The sequence below is a fragment of the Streptomyces sp. NPDC006435 genome (assembly GCF_040612315.1).
In the GTDB taxonomy this organism is placed as follows: Bacteria; Actinomycetota; Actinomycetes; order Streptomycetales; family Streptomycetaceae; genus Streptomyces.
On record NZ_JBEXPY010000064.1, the window covers coordinates 25,812 to 42,578 of the forward strand.

Genomic DNA, 16,767 nt, shown 5'->3' on the forward strand with positions numbered 1-16,767 from the left:
AGTTACACGTCTGAGGTGTCTGGACAGCCCCGTTCGCTGGTGTGGCTCCGCGCCAGTTCAACCGGGTGGTGCGAGCGCTGCGGCGAGAAGGCGCCGACAACTCTCGGCAGGGCCGGTCGTGGGGAATTCCGCCGGAGGACCGCGTGCTTATGGTGGCTGCGTATTGGCGTACCAGCCTGACGCTGCGCCGGCTCGCACCGCTCTTCGGTGTCTCGAAGTCTGCGGCCGGACGCATCGTCAGGCAGGGCGGGCCTCTTCCCGCGCTCCGGCCCCGGAAGCGGTTTCGCGAGGACGCCGTGCTCATCGTGGACGGCACCCTGGTCCCCACCCGCGACCACACGGTGGCCGAGCAGTCCAAGAACTACCGGTACTCGACGAATCACCAGGTGGTCGTCGATGCCGACACCCGACTGGTGGTCGTGGTCGGCCGGCCGTTGCCGGGCAACCGCAACGACTGCAAGGCATGGGAGCTATCCGGGGCGAAGGCCGCCGTCGGGAAGATTGCAGTGATCGCCGACGGTGACTATCGAGGAACCGGGCTCGTCATCCCGCACCGCCGTGAGCCCGGGCAGAGCGAACTGCCCGCCTGGAAAGAAGAGCACAACACCTCCCTCCGCAAGGTCCCCACCCGGGTCAAAGCCTCTGCCGTCTGCCGGGTCACCGCCGTGTCCTCGGCGTCCAGCAGCAGCCCCACCAACGCTTCCACAGCCTCAGAAACATCAGCGAAAGAAGCAAGGTCACGCCCGGCACGAACACGTTGTGTCCACGAAGGAGACGACGCCTTCGCCAAGGCTGCCTCCAACCCACTCGTCAACTCTGACACGACCGGACAATCTCACGTCCCACAGAAAAGATCGAACCCTGGGCAGAGGCTGCCCAGACGCTTGACGAAGAACATAGAGGCCCCCCGGCTCGGGGATCGGTTCCCCGTTGACAGGCATGCCGAGACATCCGTCGGCCGTGTCGACTTTCATCCCTTCGGCGGATCTCTGTCCTCATGGCTCACGGCCGCAGCGATCGCCCCGTTTGCCTGACCAGAGCGCCAAGAACCTGGCCGACGCTGCCGTCAGTCCGCCTGTTCGAAGGGAATTTGAAGGCTCCGGCATCCCCGGACACCGGTGAGCGTGATGGCTTCGTTGGGGCGGGCCGACAGCTTTCGCAGCGGGTCCAGAATGATCCGCACTGCCGTCGGTACGCCTGCCCCGCGTTGCAGCCCAGACACCACGACGAGAAAGAAGTTGTTCTCGGTGGTGGCCCGTTCGTACTCGTGCGGGGTCAGGGAGACGGAATCCTCCTCCGCCCCCAGGAATGACTTCACCTCGTAGAAGCGGTTCAACTCGTCCACCGAGTCCGCCCCGACGCCGCGCTGGGCCCGCAGGTCGCGCAGTTCCTCGGAGTCCCGTGCCAGAGCCGCCCGTACAAGGGCCAGGGCTGCGGCTTCCTGCTCTTGCGGGGTGAACATTTTTACTCCGCTCCGTTGTTGGGGGACCGCTGGACTCGAGCTCGGGCAGGAGAGCGCAGGACGGCCTGAACTGCTGGAGGAGCCGGAGCCTGAGGCGCCGGATCGTGACCGGTCGTTCTGAGGGACGATCGCGGAGTCCGTGAACACCGGGCGTAGCCTGGTGGGGTCGATGAGATGTCGTTCTTTGAGCTTCGCCGGGGCGTGGGCGGTTCGGCGGACCCGGGTGTCGGCGGGGCGCGTTCCGGGCCCGGCGTCGCTGGCCGTCCTGGCCCGCGCCTTGGCGTGGCGTTCGTGGATCTCATCGTGGAAGGCGGCCAGTCGCTGTTCCTCTTCTGCGTCGGCAGCTTTGTTGAGGGCGCTGATGCGGTCCTCTGCCCGGGTGATGTCGATCGCGGACAGACCGGCCTCGGCGCGTTCCCAGGCTGCGACCCATGCGTACGCCACTTCACGCCGTCGGGCGCGGAAGCGGCCTGCGAGAGTCCGGCCGGCATGGGAGAAACGTGCGAGCGCCGAGGTGGATCGGACATACATGACGCCCTGTCCCGTGTCGATCGCTGTTTCGACGGGGAAGTGGATCGGAGTGGCCTGCCCGGGCAGCGTGACCGTGCACATCAGGCCGGGCTCGACGCAGACGAGGAGACCGGCCAGCCCTTCCCAGGTGCCGGTGAGTTCGCGCGCCGTGCCGGGATCGTTGCGCTGGAGATCCTCGCGGAGGTGGGCCACGGCCGCCACGAGGCGGGCCGTGGCGTGCGGGTCGGGGAGGGGGCGCCCAGTCACGTGCGGGGCGGTGTCGTCGGGGCCGACGGTGGTGAGGCCGAGCCGGTCGATGAGCCCGCGGAAGTGCTCCATCTCCGCCCCGGGGCGCCACACCGCGGCGTCGTTCCCGCTTTCGGTGAGCGCGGCGCCCAGCAAGACGGCGACCGCCTCGTCCGCCACGGCGTACACAGGACGACGGCTCGTCCAGCCGCGGCTTGTCCACAGCGGAAGCCGTCGCAGCGGCCTGCCCTTGAGTGCTTCCGGATTGCTGGATGCCAGGCCCTCGAGGAACTGCAGGCTCTGGAGCAGGACCGTCTGGGTCTCCGCGTCCGGTTCCTTCCGCTTGGCCTTGGGACCGGATGGCACGAGTTCCCGGATGACGGCGATCGCGTCGTCCGCGCCGGGCTCTGGCACTCCCAGCATTTGCCACAGCGCCTCCCCGCCGGTGAAGTGGGGAGCGAAGGCACGGAGTCGGCCGAACAGCGGTGTGCCGCGCAGGCACGCGTTCGGAGTCTTCCAGCCCCCCTCGGTGAGGACGAGCCCGTCACCTTGGGCGAAGGCACGTCGGAGGTCGTCGTGGGACAGGTCGCCGACAGGGGCACGGGAGGGAACGGTCTTGGCAGCCAGGGCACGGTAGAGCAGCAGGGCACCGGATGCGTCGCGGCTTCCGCCTGCCCGTTCCGTCTCCCGCAGTCGGCGCAGCCGGCCCACGATGTCGGCAGTGGTGGGTTCTCCACCGACGCCGAGGGCCTTGAGCACGTCTACGCGACGGCCGACGGCGGCCTGGATCTCCGGGTGCAGGAGCCCGTCCGCCTCCGCGCCGTACACCACCGCGGTCGCCTCGGTCCGTCGGCGCAGGACCGAAGGCGCCGTAGGGTTCCCACTCTCGCTGTCGAGCCACGGGATCTCTTTCAGGCGCCAGAGCCAGAACCCAGGAACCTTGCCCACGGGATTCCACGAGCGGTAGGCGTAGGCGGCCGTGACCGACTCGTGGTCCGAGTACCGCTTGGCCCAGGCCCTGCCGAGCACATGGATGAGGGCGATGGCCCGCTGACGTCGTACCGTTCCGTCCGCCTCGTCGGCGATCGCGTGCGCCACGGCGTCGAGGTCGGGCGTTTCGCGGTCGTTCAGGGTGTACTCGGCGCCAAGCGCACTCATCTTCGCGATCCGGCTCTCCGGTGAACCCGGTGCGTGAACGGGCACTTCCCGGCGGTTGAGCCGCTTTTCACGGTGGCGGTGCAGTTGGATCCGGGGTGCCGACTCGGCTCCCAGCAGCCGGAGGAAGCCGAGGGGGCTTATCCCGGCGCCGGCCCCCCGCAGAACGTCGCTGTAGCGCCGGCGCAGCCAGGTGAGGCCCGGGGCGCTTCTGGCAGCATGGGCGAAGCTCTCGGCACGGTCGGTACGGTCGATGCCCCCTGGCAGGTACGACTTCGCCGGAGACTCCCACACCTCGTGCCGGCTGCCGTCGGGCGCGTATCTGTGGGCCTGGAGCGCGATGGCCAGGCCCACGGCGCCGCCGAGCAGGGAGCGGTCGGGAGTGTCGAGCCGGGCGAAGGCGTCCTGGAGGTCGCGCAGCTGCTCGTCGGTGAGCCGCAGGGCTGGGGCGTTCATGCGGGCTCTGCCGTAACTTGCCAGACGCCGCAGGGCGGTGAGCTCGTCCCCATCAGTCAGCAGAGCATTGCGCTTGGCCAGCCATTTTCGTACGCAGGCGGGGGAAGGGGAGTCGGCAAGGAAGGCCGGATGCAGGACGTGGGTGAAGCCGAGGCTCTCCGCGAGGCTGCCCGGACGGTCGGCGAAGATCCGCAATTCCCCGGATTCGGGGGGCTGGTGCCGGTCGCCCTTGTCGTCCGCCAGCCAGGCGAAGGAGGACAGACGGTGGTCTACCCACCCGGATGCCACCCCCACGGCGGCCAGCTCGATGGCGCTTTCCACAGAGCGGTCCTCGTCCCCCAGGAGCTCCAGGGCGTCCCACACGTCGACCGACACCGGCTTGGCGGCACCGTGGTCCGCCCAGTCTTCCAGGATTTGGCGGTAGCGGCCTGCCGAGTCCCGCGCGGCGTATGGAAGGGCCGGGTGCTCGGTCAGCCGCTCGATCTCAGCCTCGGTCACGACGTCGGTGAGTTCAGCGGCTTCAACGGCCAGGTCCTCGAGCGTCTGTGGTCCGCGGCCGGGAACGTCGACCCGCAGACACGCGGAGACCTGTAGACGGGCCCGCTCCAGGAGTGCCGCTTCCAGTGCGCCGACGACCTCGGCCTGCCCTTGCCGGCTTGTCTTCTGCGGCAGCGGCAGCGGCAGCGGCAGCATCGACCAGGATGACGCTGGGGCGAGCCGGAACTGCTCGGTTACCGCTGCCGCCCACAGATCTGCCAAGCGCGGCACGAGCGCCTTGTTCCAGACAGTCGCCTGGAGACCTTGCCGGCTCGGGGTGGGGTCGAACGCGGCGTGTACGCGGACGGGGAGAGCGAGAGGGGTCACGGGGAGCCGGACGTGGACGTGCCCGGATCGGGCTTCGCTGATGGGCACGGTGGTGCCCGCAGGTTCCAACGGAAGGGCCACGGCCAGGGGCGTGACGTCGCCGACGGCCTTCGCCGCAGGTTCGAGACTCGGCGGTGACGCCACGACGGCATGGCACACCCGCCAGCGCAGGCCGACGGGATCGCGCACGTCCGTCACCTCTACCGATACGCTCTGTCCCGCGACTTCGGCGTTGAACCGCTCGGCGGCCTCTCGCTGCAGCGCAAGGCGCCGCACGGTCCGGCCGTGGGTGTCGAGATGGACCACCGCGGCGACATGACGCAGGAAGAGCAGTGCCTCGTTACCCCAGGAGGCCAGCCAGTCGTCCACGTCGGATGCGGTGAGCGGTTCCTCGGTGAGCGGGACACGGAAGACCGTCCATTCGTCGCCGCCCAGCTCAGGAGGAAGAACGCGCCCTGGAGCCAGGCTCAGACCCGATTCGCCGATCCGTAGACGGTAGTGGCCGCTATACACCTCGATCGTCGGTGAGAGGTGGAAAAGCGTCATGAGACCGATGCCGAACCGCCCGATGGCCTCAGCGTCCTCGGCTTTGCTCGTCAGCCACGGCATCGACAGCGGAATGACGTCTGTCAACAGGACCGGTCTGCCATTGTGGGCCACCAGCAGGGTCGCCTCACGTACCTGGATCCGTACCTCGGTCGCTCCGAGGTCCTCCGCATTCTGCACGACCTCAGACAGCCCCTGCAGACGATCCGTGGAAACCCCTTTCGCTGCGCGTCGGGCCCCGATCGCCAAGTCCTGCATCACACCTGTTTCGGTGGGCAGCTCAGCGAAGCGCTCGATGGCTGCACGGACCGCTTCCGGCGTCGTTGGCTCGGGCACGACCGGTCCGCACGACTTCTTGAACAGTCGCTCCGCCCACTCGACGGCTTCCTTCTCCTTGGCAGTCCACCGTGCCATGACACTTCCCCCATCCGCTGTCGCTCCTGCCCCGGCCATGATTCTCTCCTCCGGCCGACGTACTGGAGCCGCTGGTCAGAACAAGCCGAAGCCGGCGCTCTGACCCGTCTCCGGACGGCCGGAGGACTTCGGTCCGGCCACCAGGCATCTGGTGGGGATCCTGGGGGGAAGGACCGGGCGTGGGGACGGAGGCGCAAGTTCCGTCTGCTCGGCCGTGCCAAGCGGCACAGCGTGCTCGTGGCCTGCTGTATCGAGCGAACGCCTTGCCTCGCGGACCGGCTGATCGACGCGGCCTGTGACGGGAAACCGCTTGCCCGGGTCCGCCCGTTTGCCCTGGGCCGAGTCCTGCGGCTGCATGCGCTCTTCGTCAGGACGGGGTGAGCGAGCACAGAGTCGTTCGGGTGGTTCTGGACACTGACTGATACAAGCTGTTCAACGTGCTCAAAGCCCGTGCGGACGACGGCTCCGTGCTGGGCCGGCACCAGTTCCGCGACCACACCATGTGGCTGTGTCTGGCCGGCGTCCTCGCCGTACAGGCCGTCACCGTTTACGTCCCCGGGGCCAGTGGTGTCTTCTGGCACCGCGACCGTTGGGCGTGGCGCAGTGGGCTGTCTGTTCGGCTACGGCGTGCATCGTCCTGCTTGCCGAGCTGGTGGTACTCGCCAACGGACAGGGGTTGCATGAGGGAACTTGGCCGGCGAGCGCGGGCCGGCTCATGAGGCGCACCCGTGAGGGGCGCGCACTGTGAGACACCGATGTCTGGGCGCAGCAAGACGTTTCATAACCGTGACCGACGGTTGTCGGGCTCAACGGAGGTGCATCGCGGCGTAGAGCAGACCGGTTCCCGGAGTGGCGACCGCTCTCGGAGGGCGTTGGTGTCGATCTTGACGGCAAGCCCCTCACGAGGGTGCGAAGCCCGTCCTGCGATCTGGGTGAAAGCTGCGTACGCGTGGGGCGCTTGAGGCGGTTCTCGACGCCTGCGTCAACGACGACGTAGGACCGTCAATCGGGGGCGGTCATTTACCTCGCGCGCTTGCGTGCTGAAATGCCTCCTCATGCACCTGATGTGTCATCAGGTAGGTCGGCATCTGATCAGCATCAGTCTCCGAACATTCCGAGACGGCTGTCCGAACAGGCGCCTGGTCGGTGGCGTCACAACAGCCTGGTTCGTGCGGAAGTGCAGGCAGGGAGCCTCCTCGCCAGAGGGAAGCGATGTTCCTCACAACCTTCGAGTCCAACGTGTGCCGGTGTAAAGTGAAGAACGCCCTTGACCTGCAAGAACGCAGGCAGGGAGCCGTCTTTCAGGAGTCCAACATGCTGCGCACCATGTTCAAGTCCAAGATCCACCGGGCCACCGTGACCCAGGCCGACCTGCACTACGTCGGTTCGGTCACCATCGACGCCGAGCTGATGGAAGCGGCGGACCTGCTGCCCGGTGAGCTGGTGCACATCGTCGACATCGACAACGGCGCCCGCCTGGAGACGTACGTCATCGAGGGCGAACGCGGCTCCGGCGTCATCGGTGTCAACGGGGCCGCCGCACACCTCGTCCACCCCGGTGACCTGGTCATCCTGATCAGTTACGCCCAGGTCGACGACGCCGAGGCCCGTAGCCTGGTCCCGCGGGTCGTGCACGTCGACGCCGACAACCGGATCGTCGAGCTCGGCTCCGACGCGTCGGAGCCCGTGCCCGGCACCGCCACCGAGCGGAGCCCGCACGCGGTGCCCGCCGCGCGCTGACCCGGGCCGGCCCGGGCGAGGTCCGCAGGGGTCCGGCGGAGCATCCGGAACCCGTACGTACGGCCCCACCGGGCGCGGGCGGCGGGTCCGGGAGACGGTGGAAGCAGATCCGTCCCGAACCGTTCGGAGGCCTCCGATGACCAATCCGTATCCCGACCCGGTGCCTCCGGCACCCACCCCCGGGCCGATGCCCGGACCGCCGGCCCCGCTGCCGGAGCCACCGCCTCCGCCGCCCGGCCCGGTACCGCCGGGCCCGGCGCCGGATCCGATCCCGCCCACACCCGGGCCCGAACCCCAGCCGTCGCCCCAATAGGCCGGTCGGCCGGGCCCGTTCGGGCCCGGCCGCTCAGGCGATGATCGGCACCACGGCTTCGGGCGTCAGCATCCGGAAGGTGAACGACTGGTGGAAGTAGAGCCTGATGCCGGTCGCGTCGTGGTCCTGGTAGCCGATGGAGAGGTCCTGGCCGAGGCACAGTTCGAAGTCGCCGCCACGGGTGGACAGCAGCACCCCGCCCTTGACGGCCGGGGCCCACAGGATCTGGTCGTCGAGCAGCCGGGCCAGATGGGTGGCCACCGGGTACCCGTGGTCGGAGGTCTCGGTGGCCTCGGTGAAGGCGTCGGCACCGAGCAGCAGCCGGTACGGGCCGTCGACCCCGGCCAGCCGCAGCCGGGTGAGCGCCTGGCTGACGGTGGTCGGATAGTCGCGGGCGTCGGCGGGCAGTGAGAGCGGGGCGTGCGAGGAACCGTCCCGCAGCCCGGTGATCCCGGCCGAGGCGTAGCCGTCGATGATCGCCATGTCCTCGGCGAACGCGCAGGTGCGGGCGGCGTCCTTTACGGGCTGCCAGTCGCTGTCGTCCGAGCCGCGCTCGACGTCGTCCACGGCCGCCCGGGTCACCGTGAACGGCACCCGCCACTCGATGACCGGCACCGAGGTGCGGGCCCGCGCGATCACGTCCGGCGCGGGCGGGTCGATGTCGCGCAGATGACCGTCGCCGATGGCGGCCAGCCCGGGGCCTTCCGGGCCGGTCACGTCGACGACGCGGCGGCCCGCCAGATGGCGGCTGAAGGTGCGCCGGGCCTCCTCCTCGATCTGCGCCCAGGCGGCTTCCGTGACGGGGGCGAGTTCACGATGCAGGTTGTTCATCACCGGTCGCTTTCTTGCAGGCTGCCGATGCGCAGCGAACCGTCGGACGGACGGGCCGGGCCGGGAGCCCCCGCCGCCACCGGCACGGGCACCGGCTCCGGCAGGGGCTCGGTCCCGGCTGCCGCGGGCGGCGGGGGCGGGGCGTCGAGGAAGTCGGCGCAGGGGGCGTGGAAGAGGGTGCCGGTGACCGCGGTCGAGAAGTCCAGGATGCGGTCGTGGGTGCCGGGCGGGTCACCGAGGAACATGTTGCGGAGCATCTGCTCGGTCACGCCCGGGTCGGCGGCGTACCCGATGAAGTACGTGCCGAACGCGCCCTCCTCGAAGCTGCCGAACGGCATGTTGGCCCGCAGGATGTCGCGTTCCGTGCCGTCCGGGTCGGTGATCGTGTTGAGGGCGATGTGCGAGTCGGCGGGTTTGAGGTCGTCGGGGAACTCGATGTCGTCGGCCTTCGTGCGGCCGATGACCCGCTCCTGGGCCTCGGTGCTCAGAGAGTTCCAGGCCGTGAGGTCGTGGAGGTACTTCTGCACGATGACGTAGCTGCCGCCGGTGAACGCGGGGTCCTCGGCGCCGACCAGCGCCGCCGACCGGGCGTCCGCGCCCACCGGGTTCTCCGTACCGTCGACGAATCCGAGCAGGTCCCGGTGGTCGAAGTAGCGGAACCCCTGGGTCTCGTCGACCACCTTCACCGCCCCGCCGAGCCGGTCGAACAACTGGGCCGCCCACTGGTAGCACACATCCATCCGCTCGCCCCGGATGTGGAACAGCAGGTCACCCGGGGTGGCGGGTGCGTGGTGCCGGGCGCCGCGCAGTTCTTGGAACGGATGCAGCAGGGCCGGCCGGGGTCCGGAGAACAGCCGGTCCCAGGCGTCGGAGCCGAAGCCGGTCACACAGGCCAGGCCGGTGTCGGGAAACCGGAATCCGATGGAGCGGCCGAAGGCCGCCAGGTCGGGCAGCACCTCGCGCACCGTGCTTTCCCCGCCGGGCTCGATCGTGGCGACCAGGATCAGGGCGGCGCCGGTCAGCGGCGAGACGACGGGCTGGGCCGCGGGCGGCTCCGAGGCGGGTTCCGGGGTGGCGTCGGACATGCGGGGGCTCCCTGGGACGGGCGACGGCGGGCCGGGGCGGCGGGGCGGCGGGGCGATGGGCCGGAGCCGGGGAAGGGGCTCGCTGCTACTTACGCACGGGCGGGCCGCCGCCGCACCCCGGGACACCCGGCCGGGCGACTCCGGAGGCGGGCGGACGCACGGGCCGTTCCGGTGGGAGTTCCCGTGCCGGTCCGCACGGATCTCACCGGACGCATCGCCCCGCACGGACCGCGTCGCCCCAGCCCGGGTCACCCCGCGGCGACCTCCGACCGGTCGCCGCCCCAGAGCGTGTGGAAGGAGCCCTCGCGGTCGGTACGGCGGTAGGTGTGCGCGCCGAAGAAGTCGCGCTGTCCCTGGGTGAGCGCCGCGGGCAGCCGGTCGGCGCGCAGGCCGTCGTAGTACGAGAGCGCGGCCGCGAACCCCGGCGTCGGCACGCCCTGCCGTACCGCCTCGGCGACCACCGCGCGCCAGTCGTCCTGCGCCGCGCCGATCTCCGCGGCGAACTTCTCGTCCGACAGCAGGCTCGGCAGGTCGGGACGGGCGTCGTAGGCGGCCCGGATCCGGTCGAGGAACGCGGCCCTGATGATGCACCCGGCCCGCCAGATCGCCGCCACCGCACCGAGGTCGATGTCCCAGTCGTACGCCTCGCTGCCCGCCCGGATCTGGTGGAACCCCTGCGTGTACGAGACGATCTTGGACGCGTACAGCGCCTGCTCCACCCGGTCGGCGAAGACCGCGGCCTCGGCCGCGCCGAGCGGGGAGGCCGACGGGCCGGGCAGGTCCCGGGCGGCCTCGCGCAGATCCGCGTGCCCGGACAGGGACCGGGCGAAGACCGCCTCCGCGATTCCGGAGACGGGCACTCCCAGGTCCAGGGCGATCTGCACCGTCCAGCGGCCCGTGCCCTTCTGCTCGGCCCGGTCCTGCACGATGTCGACGAAGGGCTTCCCGGTGGCCGCGTCGGTGTGGGCGAGGACCTCCGCCGTGATCTCGATCAGATACGAGTCGAGGCGGCCGGTGTTCCAGCCGCGGAATGTCTCGGCGATCTTCGCGGGGGAGTAGCCCGCCACGGTGCGCAGCAGGTCGTACGCCTCCGCGATCAGCTGCATGTCCGCGTACTCGATGCCGTTGTGGACCATCTTCACGAAGTGCCCGGCCCCGTCGGGACCGATGTGGGTGGTGCACGGGGTGCCGTCCTTCGCCCGGGCGGCGATCCGCTCCAGCAGCGGCCCCAGCGACTCGTACGACTCGGCCGAACCGCCCGGCATGATGCTCGGCCCGTTCAGCGCGCCCTCCTCGCCGCCCGAGATGCCGACGCCGACGAAGTGGATGCCGCGCCCGCGCAGTTCCTTCTCCCGGCGCCGGGTGTCCTGGAAGTGCGCGTTGCCACCGTCGATGATGACGTCGCCCTCTTCGAGGAGCGGGGCGAACTCCTCGATCACGGCATCGGTCGGGTCGCCCGCCTTCACCATGATCACGAGCCGTCGCGGCCGTTCGAGTGCCGCGACGAACTCCTGCGGGGTGTGCGCGGGGACGAAGGCCCCCTCGCCGCCGAACTCCGCCACCAGGGCGTCCGTCCGCGCGGCCGTCCGGTTGTGCACCGCGACCGTGAGGCCGTTGCGGGCGAAGTTGCGCGCGAGGTTGCGGCCCATGACCGCGAGTCCCGTGACGCCGATCTGTGCCGTGCCGCTCATCAGTGCGCTCCGCAATCCATGTCGGGAATGCCCGGATCCTCGTTTTCGCCGGGATCTTCAGTATGGATTCGGGGCGGGGGAACGGCCTGTTCGCCGTCGACTGCGCGAAGTCACCTTGGTATGTTAGAAAAGTGCCTAGGGTCCCTAGGATTGATTGCGGCGGAGGTGGCGGATGGTTCGCGCGGGACTCACGACCGAGCGCGTGGTGGAGGCGGCGGCCGATCTGGCCGACGACATCGGCTTCGACAAGGTCACGATCTCCGCCCTGGCCCGGGGCTTCGGCGTCAAGGACGCCAGCCTGTACTCGCACGTCAAGAACCTCCAGGACCTGCGGTTCCGGGTCGCGGTGCTGGCCTCGGAGGAGTTCATCGACCGGATCGCCGCCGCCGTGGTGGGACGGGCCGGGAAGGACGCCCTGATCGGGTTCGCCGATGCCTACCGGGCCTTCGCGCTGGAGCGGCCTGGCCGGTACGAGGCGACACAGCTGCGGGTCGATCCCGCCGTCGCGGCCCGGACGTCCGCGTACCGCCGCACCATCGAGACCACGGGCGCGATGCTGCGGGCCTACGGCCTGGCCGAGCCCGATCTCACGGACGCCGTACGGCTGTTGCGCAGCACTTTCCACGGCTACTGCGCGCTGGAGGCGAGCGGGGGCTTCGGCGCGCCCCGCGATGTGCGGACGTCCTGGGAACGGGCCGTCGAGGCCCTGCACTTCCTGCTGGAGCACTGGCCGTCGGCCACGGACGAGGGGGAGAACGAGGATGGCTGACCACATGGCACCGGACCGCACCGGACACCTGGAGGTGCCCGGCGCGACGCTGTACCACGAGGTGCGCGGCGAGGGCCCGTTGCTGCTGTTGCTGCCGGGAGGCAGCGCCGACGCGGGGATCTACGACCGGATGGCGGCGCGGCTCGCCGACAGGTGGACCGTCGCGACCCTCGACCCGCGCGGGTACTCGCGCAGCGTCATCGACGGCGGGACGGGCGAGCAGCGGGTGGCGGTGCAGAGCGAGGACGCGTACCGGCTGATCGAGCTGCTCGCGCCGGACGGCGGACCGGTGTCGGTCTTCGGCGCCAGCTCGGGGGCGATCGTGGCCCTGGACCTGCTCGCCCGGCACCCCGGGCGGCTGCACCGGGTGGTCGCGCACGAGCCGCCCCTGGTGGAACTGCTGCCCGACCCGGAACGGGGACGACGGCTCTTCGCCTCGGTGCGGGACTCCTTCCGCGCCGGTGGGGTGGCCGCGGCACTGGCCACCATGACGGAGGGCCTCATGGCCTCGGCCCCGTCCTCGCCCCCCGTACGGGAGACGGCCGCGAAGACGGAGACGGAGCCGAGGATGGAGCCGGAGCCGGTCGAGCAGACCGTGCGGGAGGCCGAGGCCGTGCAGCGGATGCACGCCAACCTTCCGGTGTTCCTGGAACACGTGCTGTGCTCGTTCAGCGGTCACACCCTGGACCTGGAAGCACTGGCACGCGGTGGACGGAAGCTGGTCGTCGGGGTCGGAGCGGAATCCGGCACCCTGCTCACGGCGGTCCCGGGCCCCCGGCTGGCGGACCGGGCGGGCGGCGGCCTCGTGGAGTTCCCCGGCGGGCACACCGGATCGAGCGAGCACCCCGAGGCGTTCGCCGCGCGGCTGCGGTCGGTGCTGCTCGACCGGACCAGCCCCGGCGCGTGAGACCGGGAAGAACGGGGTGCGGGACGTAGGCTCTGTGCCGTCGGCCGCCACCTCGGCGAGACGCCGGCCGGGCGCGAGCGATGCGCCGGCAGGGCTGTACGGGCTGGTGACCGCGGCGGGGACGACCCCGCGAAACCCACCTCACCGCACAGGGGAACCTCGACATGCGCACTTTCCGGATCAGCACCGTCGCTCTGACCGTCGGCACCGCCGCACTCGCCCTGTCCCTGACCGCCTGCGGCGGTTCGGACAGTGCCGTCGGCGGGGCCGCGAGCACACGCATGGGCACCACCACGGTGGGCGGTTCGGCGGGGGCGGAGAACACGTGGCAGGTGTCGGGGACGGACGACGGCAAGAACGTCCTCGCCTCCGTCTCGCGCTCCGGCTCCGCCGCGGGCGGCACCGTCACCTCCGCCGGTGCCGTTCCGTGCGCGGGCGACGAGATGGCGTACTCGGTGCTGCACCGTTTCCCGGACCAGCCGGGCGAGCACCTGCTGATCACCGCGCGGAACGCCGGCTCCGCGCCCTGCTGGGTCACCTCGTCCCCGTCGGTCGTGCTCGGGGACGGCCCGGACGTCCTGCCCCACTCGACGAAGGACGCCCCGGGCGGCAGCGCCCGGATCACGGTCCGGCCCGGCGGCAGGGTCTACTCCGCCGTGGCGCTCTTCGCCGACGGCCCGGGAACCCGTACGGCGGCGGGCCTCTCGATCGCCCTGCGCGACGGGACCGGGCACACGGGCCGGGCCGTCGAGCAGGACGCCCGTGACGGCGAGGGCGCGCCGTCGGAGTTCACCTGGTCCGGCGCCGACGTCACGAACTGGAACACGGCCAGGCCCTACGACTTCTGACCGGGCGAAGTCCCGCGCGGGAAAAGTCTGACCGGGCGAAGTCCCGCGCGGGAAAAGTTCGTTGCGGACGCCCCGGTCCTGATTGAGAGACTGGGCCCATGGATACGACGAGGCGATTCCGGGCAGCGGTCGTGGAGTGGGCGGCCGACGGTGCCGGGGCGCCGGCGGCCGCCGAGGCCGCACGAGAACTGGCCACCGGCCCCGACCTGCGCACGGCCGTGCTCGTGGAAGGGGCCAGCGACCGGGTGGCGCTCGAAGCGCTGGCCGCGCGCCACGGCCGCGCCCTCGACGCGGAGGGCATCGCCGTCGTCCCGCTCGGTGGCGCCACCAACATCGGCCGGTTCCTGAGCCTGCTGGGTCCACGGGGGCTCGGCATCGCGGTGGCGGGACTGTGCGACGTCGGCGAGGAGGGTCACTTCTCGCGCGCCCTGGAGCGGGCGGGCCTCGGCCACGACCTCACGCGCGCCGACATGGAGCCGCTCGGTTTCCACGTGTGCGTCGCCGACCTGGAGGAGGAGCTGATCCGCGCCCTCGGCGCCGACTCCGTGCAACAGGTCATCGAGGCCCAGGGCGACCTGCGGGCCTTCCGTATCTTCCGGAAGCAGCCCGCCCAGCGGGAGCGGAGCGTCGAGCGGCAGCTGCGGCGCTTCATGGGAACCATCAGCGGCCGGAAGAGCCAGTACGCCCGCTCCCTCGTCGACGCCCTGGACCTCGCCCGGGTGCCGCGCCCGCTGGACCGCCTGCTCGCGCACCTGTAGCGGCTCGACCGGCGGCCGCGGGTCCGCACCGCGTGACGGCCACCCGGCCCCGTACTGACGTATGGGGGCCAGGTGCCGTCACGCGATGCGGGTGGGGGAGCCCGGCAGTACGGCCTAGAGCGGCGTGACGTACGCGCCGGAGAGCCCGCCGTCGACCAGGAAGTCGGTGGCGTTGACGAAGGAGGAGTCGTCGCTGGCCAGGAAGGCCACGGCGGCGGCCATCTCGTCGGGTTCGGCGAACCGGCCGACCGGGATGTGCACCAGCCTGCGTGCCGCCCGCTCCGGGTCCTTGGCGAACAGCTCCTGGAGCAGCGGGGTGTTGACCGGCCCGGGGCACAGGGCGTTGACCCGGATGCCCTCACGGGCGAACTGCACCCCGAGTTCGCGGGACATGGCCAGGACGCCGCCCTTGGACGCGGTGTAGGAGATCTGCGAGGTGGCGGCGCCCATCCGGGCCACGAACGAGGCGGTGTTGATGATGGAGCCCTTGCCCTGGCGGCGCATGTAGGGGATCGCCGCCTTGCAGCACAGGTAGACGGAGGTGAGGTTGACCTCCTGCACCCGCCGCCAGGCGTCGAGGCCGGTCTCCAGGATCGAGTCGTCGTCGGGCGGCGAGATCCCCGCGTTGTTGAAGGCGATGTCGACCGAGCCATACGTGTCGAACGCGGCCTTGAACAGCGCCTCGACCTGCTCGGCGTCCGTGACGTCGGTACGGACGAAGAGGCCGGCGACCTCCTCGGCGACGGCCTTGCCGCTCTCCTCGTCCACGTCCGCGCAGACGACGTGGGCGCCCTCGTCGGCCAGGCGCCGTGCGGTGGCGAGCCCGATGCCGCTGCCGGCTCCGGTGACGACGGCGGTGCGGCCGACCAGGCGGCGGCAGACGGCGGTGGTGTCGGTCATGGTGCTTCAGGCCTCCGTGCTGATGAAGACATTTTTGGTTTCGGTGAAGGCGGCGAGGGCGTCGGGACCGAGTTCACGGCCCAGCCCGGACTGCTTGTAACCGCCGAAGGGAGTCGAATAGCGGACGCTGGAGTGCGAGTTGACCGAGAGGTTTCCGGCCCGCAGGCCCTGGGCCACGCGCAGGGCGCGGCCCACGTCGCGGGTCCAGACCGAGCCGGAGAGCCCGTACTCCGTGGCGTTCGCCAGGCGTACGGCGTCCGCCTCGTCGTCGAAGGGCAGGACCACGGCGACCGGGCCGAACACCTCCTCGACGGCCACCGGCGCGTCCGGCGACACCCCGGCGAGCACGGTCGGCGGATACCAGAACCCGGGGCCGTCGGGCGCCGAGCCGAGGATCGTCCGTACGCCGTCGGGCAGGACGTCCACGAACCCGCTCACGCGCTCCCGCTGGACGGCGGAGATCAGCGGCCCCATTTGGGTCTTCTCGTCGGACGGGTCGCCGACCACCACGGCGGCGACGGCCGGGGTCAGTAGATCGAGGAAGCGGTCGTGGACGGAGCGCTCGACGAGGATGCGGGTCCGGGCGCAGCAGTCCTGGCCGGCGTTGTCCAGGAAGGACATCGGGGCGGCGGCGGCCGCGGCGGCCAGGTCGGCGTCGGCGAAGACCACGTTCGGGCTCTTGCCGCCGAGTTCCAGGGTGAGGGGCTTCACGCGGTCGGCGCAGCGGGCCATGATGCGCTTGCCGGTCCGGGTGGAGCCGGTGAAGACGATCTTGGCCACGCCGGGGTGCTCCACCAGGGCGTTCCCGGCCACCGCGCCCTCGCCCGGCAGTACCTGGAAGAGTCCGTCGGGCAGTCCGGCCACCAGGGCCAGCTCCGCCAGGCGCAGTGCGGTCAACGGCGTGGTCTCGGCGGGCTTGAGCAGGACGGCGTTGCCGGCGGCGAGCGCCGGGGCCGTGCCCCAGGCGGCGATCGGCATCGGGAAGTTCCAGGGTGCGATGACACCGACGACGCCGAGGGGTTCCAGCAGGGTGAAGTCGATGCCGCCCGCGACCGGGATCTGTCGGCCCGTCAGGCGCTCGGCGCCCCCCGCGCAGTAGTCGAGGAGGTCGCGCACGTTGCCCGCCTCCCAGCGGGCGTTGCCGATGGTGTGGCCGGCCTCGCGGACCTCCAACAGGGCCAGTTCCTCGATGTGTTCGTCGACCACGGCGGCGAAACGGCGCAGCAGCCGGGCGCGGTCGGCGGGTGCCGCGGCGGCCCAGGCGCGCTGGGC

The 16,767-nt window shown here is 71.0% G+C and carries 11 protein-coding genes and 1 pseudogene; 6 read left to right on the forward strand and 6 right to left on the reverse strand.

What is annotated here, in order from left to right; genetic code table 11:
* Positions 1–41: 41 nt before the first annotated feature.
* Positions 42–638: pseudogene (locus ABZZ04_RS35945) on the forward strand (transposase family protein); the annotation flags it as partial.
* A gap of 428 nt (positions 639–1,066) precedes the next feature.
* Here ABZZ04_RS35945 and ABZZ04_RS35950 read toward each other — a convergent pair.
* Positions 1,067–5,653, reverse strand: a complete 4,587-nt coding sequence (locus ABZZ04_RS35950; protein WP_356936440.1) for a hypothetical protein — start codon at positions 5,651–5,653, stop codon at positions 1,067–1,069.
* Between the two features lie 1,314 nt (positions 5,654–6,967).
* Between ABZZ04_RS35950 and panD the strand changes: the two genes are divergently transcribed.
* On the forward strand, positions 6,968–7,393 hold the full coding sequence (gene panD / locus ABZZ04_RS35955; protein WP_356936441.1) for an aspartate 1-decarboxylase: 426 nt from the start codon (positions 6,968–6,970) through the stop codon (positions 7,391–7,393).
* 346 nt (positions 7,394–7,739) lie between these two features.
* On the opposite strand, the gene ABZZ04_RS35960 is transcribed toward panD, so the two are convergent.
* The 3 genes from ABZZ04_RS35960 to gndA all read right to left on the reverse strand — a co-directional run bounded on the left by ABZZ04_RS35960 (position 7,740) and on the right by gndA (position 11,313).
* A complete protein-coding gene (locus ABZZ04_RS35960) occupies positions 7,740–8,537 on the reverse strand; it encodes a family 1 encapsulin nanocompartment shell protein (RefSeq protein ID WP_356936442.1) in 798 nt (265 codons plus the stop codon).
* The gene (locus ABZZ04_RS35965) at positions 8,537–9,622 is read right to left on the reverse strand and encodes a Dyp-type peroxidase (RefSeq protein WP_356936443.1); all 1,086 of its coding nucleotides are present in this window, start codon (positions 9,620–9,622) and stop codon (positions 8,537–8,539) included. Before ABZZ04_RS35965 ends, ABZZ04_RS35960 begins: the two co-directional genes overlap by 1 nt.
* A gap of 248 nt (positions 9,623–9,870) precedes the next feature.
* Positions 9,871–11,313: an NADP-dependent phosphogluconate dehydrogenase gene (gndA, locus tag ABZZ04_RS35970; protein WP_356936444.1), complete on the reverse strand. Its 1,443-nt coding sequence runs from the start codon at positions 11,311–11,313 to the stop codon at positions 9,871–9,873.
* Positions 11,314–11,485: 172 nt separating this feature from the next.
* Here gndA and ABZZ04_RS35975 point away from each other — a divergent pair, with 172 nt between their 5' ends.
* The 4 genes from ABZZ04_RS35975 (at position 11,486) to ABZZ04_RS35990 (ending at position 14,595) form a co-directional block, all read left to right on the forward strand.
* The gene (locus tag ABZZ04_RS35975; RefSeq protein ID WP_356936445.1) at positions 11,486–12,082 is read left to right on the forward strand and encodes a WHG domain-containing protein; all 597 of its coding nucleotides are present in this window, start codon (positions 11,486–11,488) and stop codon (positions 12,080–12,082) included.
* Positions 12,075–12,989 carry an alpha/beta hydrolase gene (locus ABZZ04_RS35980; protein ID WP_356936446.1) on the forward strand — a complete coding sequence of 305 codons (915 nt, stop codon included), beginning with the start codon at positions 12,075–12,077 and terminating at the stop codon, positions 12,987–12,989. Before ABZZ04_RS35975 ends, ABZZ04_RS35980 begins: the two co-directional genes overlap by 8 nt.
* 164 nt (positions 12,990–13,153) lie before the next feature.
* Complete coding sequence (locus tag ABZZ04_RS35985) at positions 13,154–13,837, forward strand: DUF4232 domain-containing protein (protein WP_356936448.1); 684 nt, start codon at positions 13,154–13,156, stop codon at positions 13,835–13,837.
* A gap of 98 nt (positions 13,838–13,935) precedes the next feature.
* The gene (locus ABZZ04_RS35990) at positions 13,936–14,595 is read left to right on the forward strand and encodes an ATP-dependent endonuclease (RefSeq protein ID WP_356936449.1); all 660 of its coding nucleotides are present in this window, start codon (positions 13,936–13,938) and stop codon (positions 14,593–14,595) included.
* A gap of 114 nt (positions 14,596–14,709) precedes the next feature.
* Here ABZZ04_RS35990 and ABZZ04_RS35995 read toward each other — a convergent pair whose 3' ends face one another.
* A complete protein-coding gene (locus tag ABZZ04_RS35995; protein ID WP_356936450.1) occupies positions 14,710–15,495 on the reverse strand; it encodes a 3-oxoacyl-ACP reductase in 786 nt (261 codons plus the stop codon).
* Between the two features lie 6 nt (positions 15,496–15,501).
* A partial coding sequence (locus tag ABZZ04_RS36000) for an aldehyde dehydrogenase family protein (RefSeq protein WP_356936451.1) occupies positions 15,502–16,767 on the reverse strand: 1,266 nt, incomplete at its 5' end.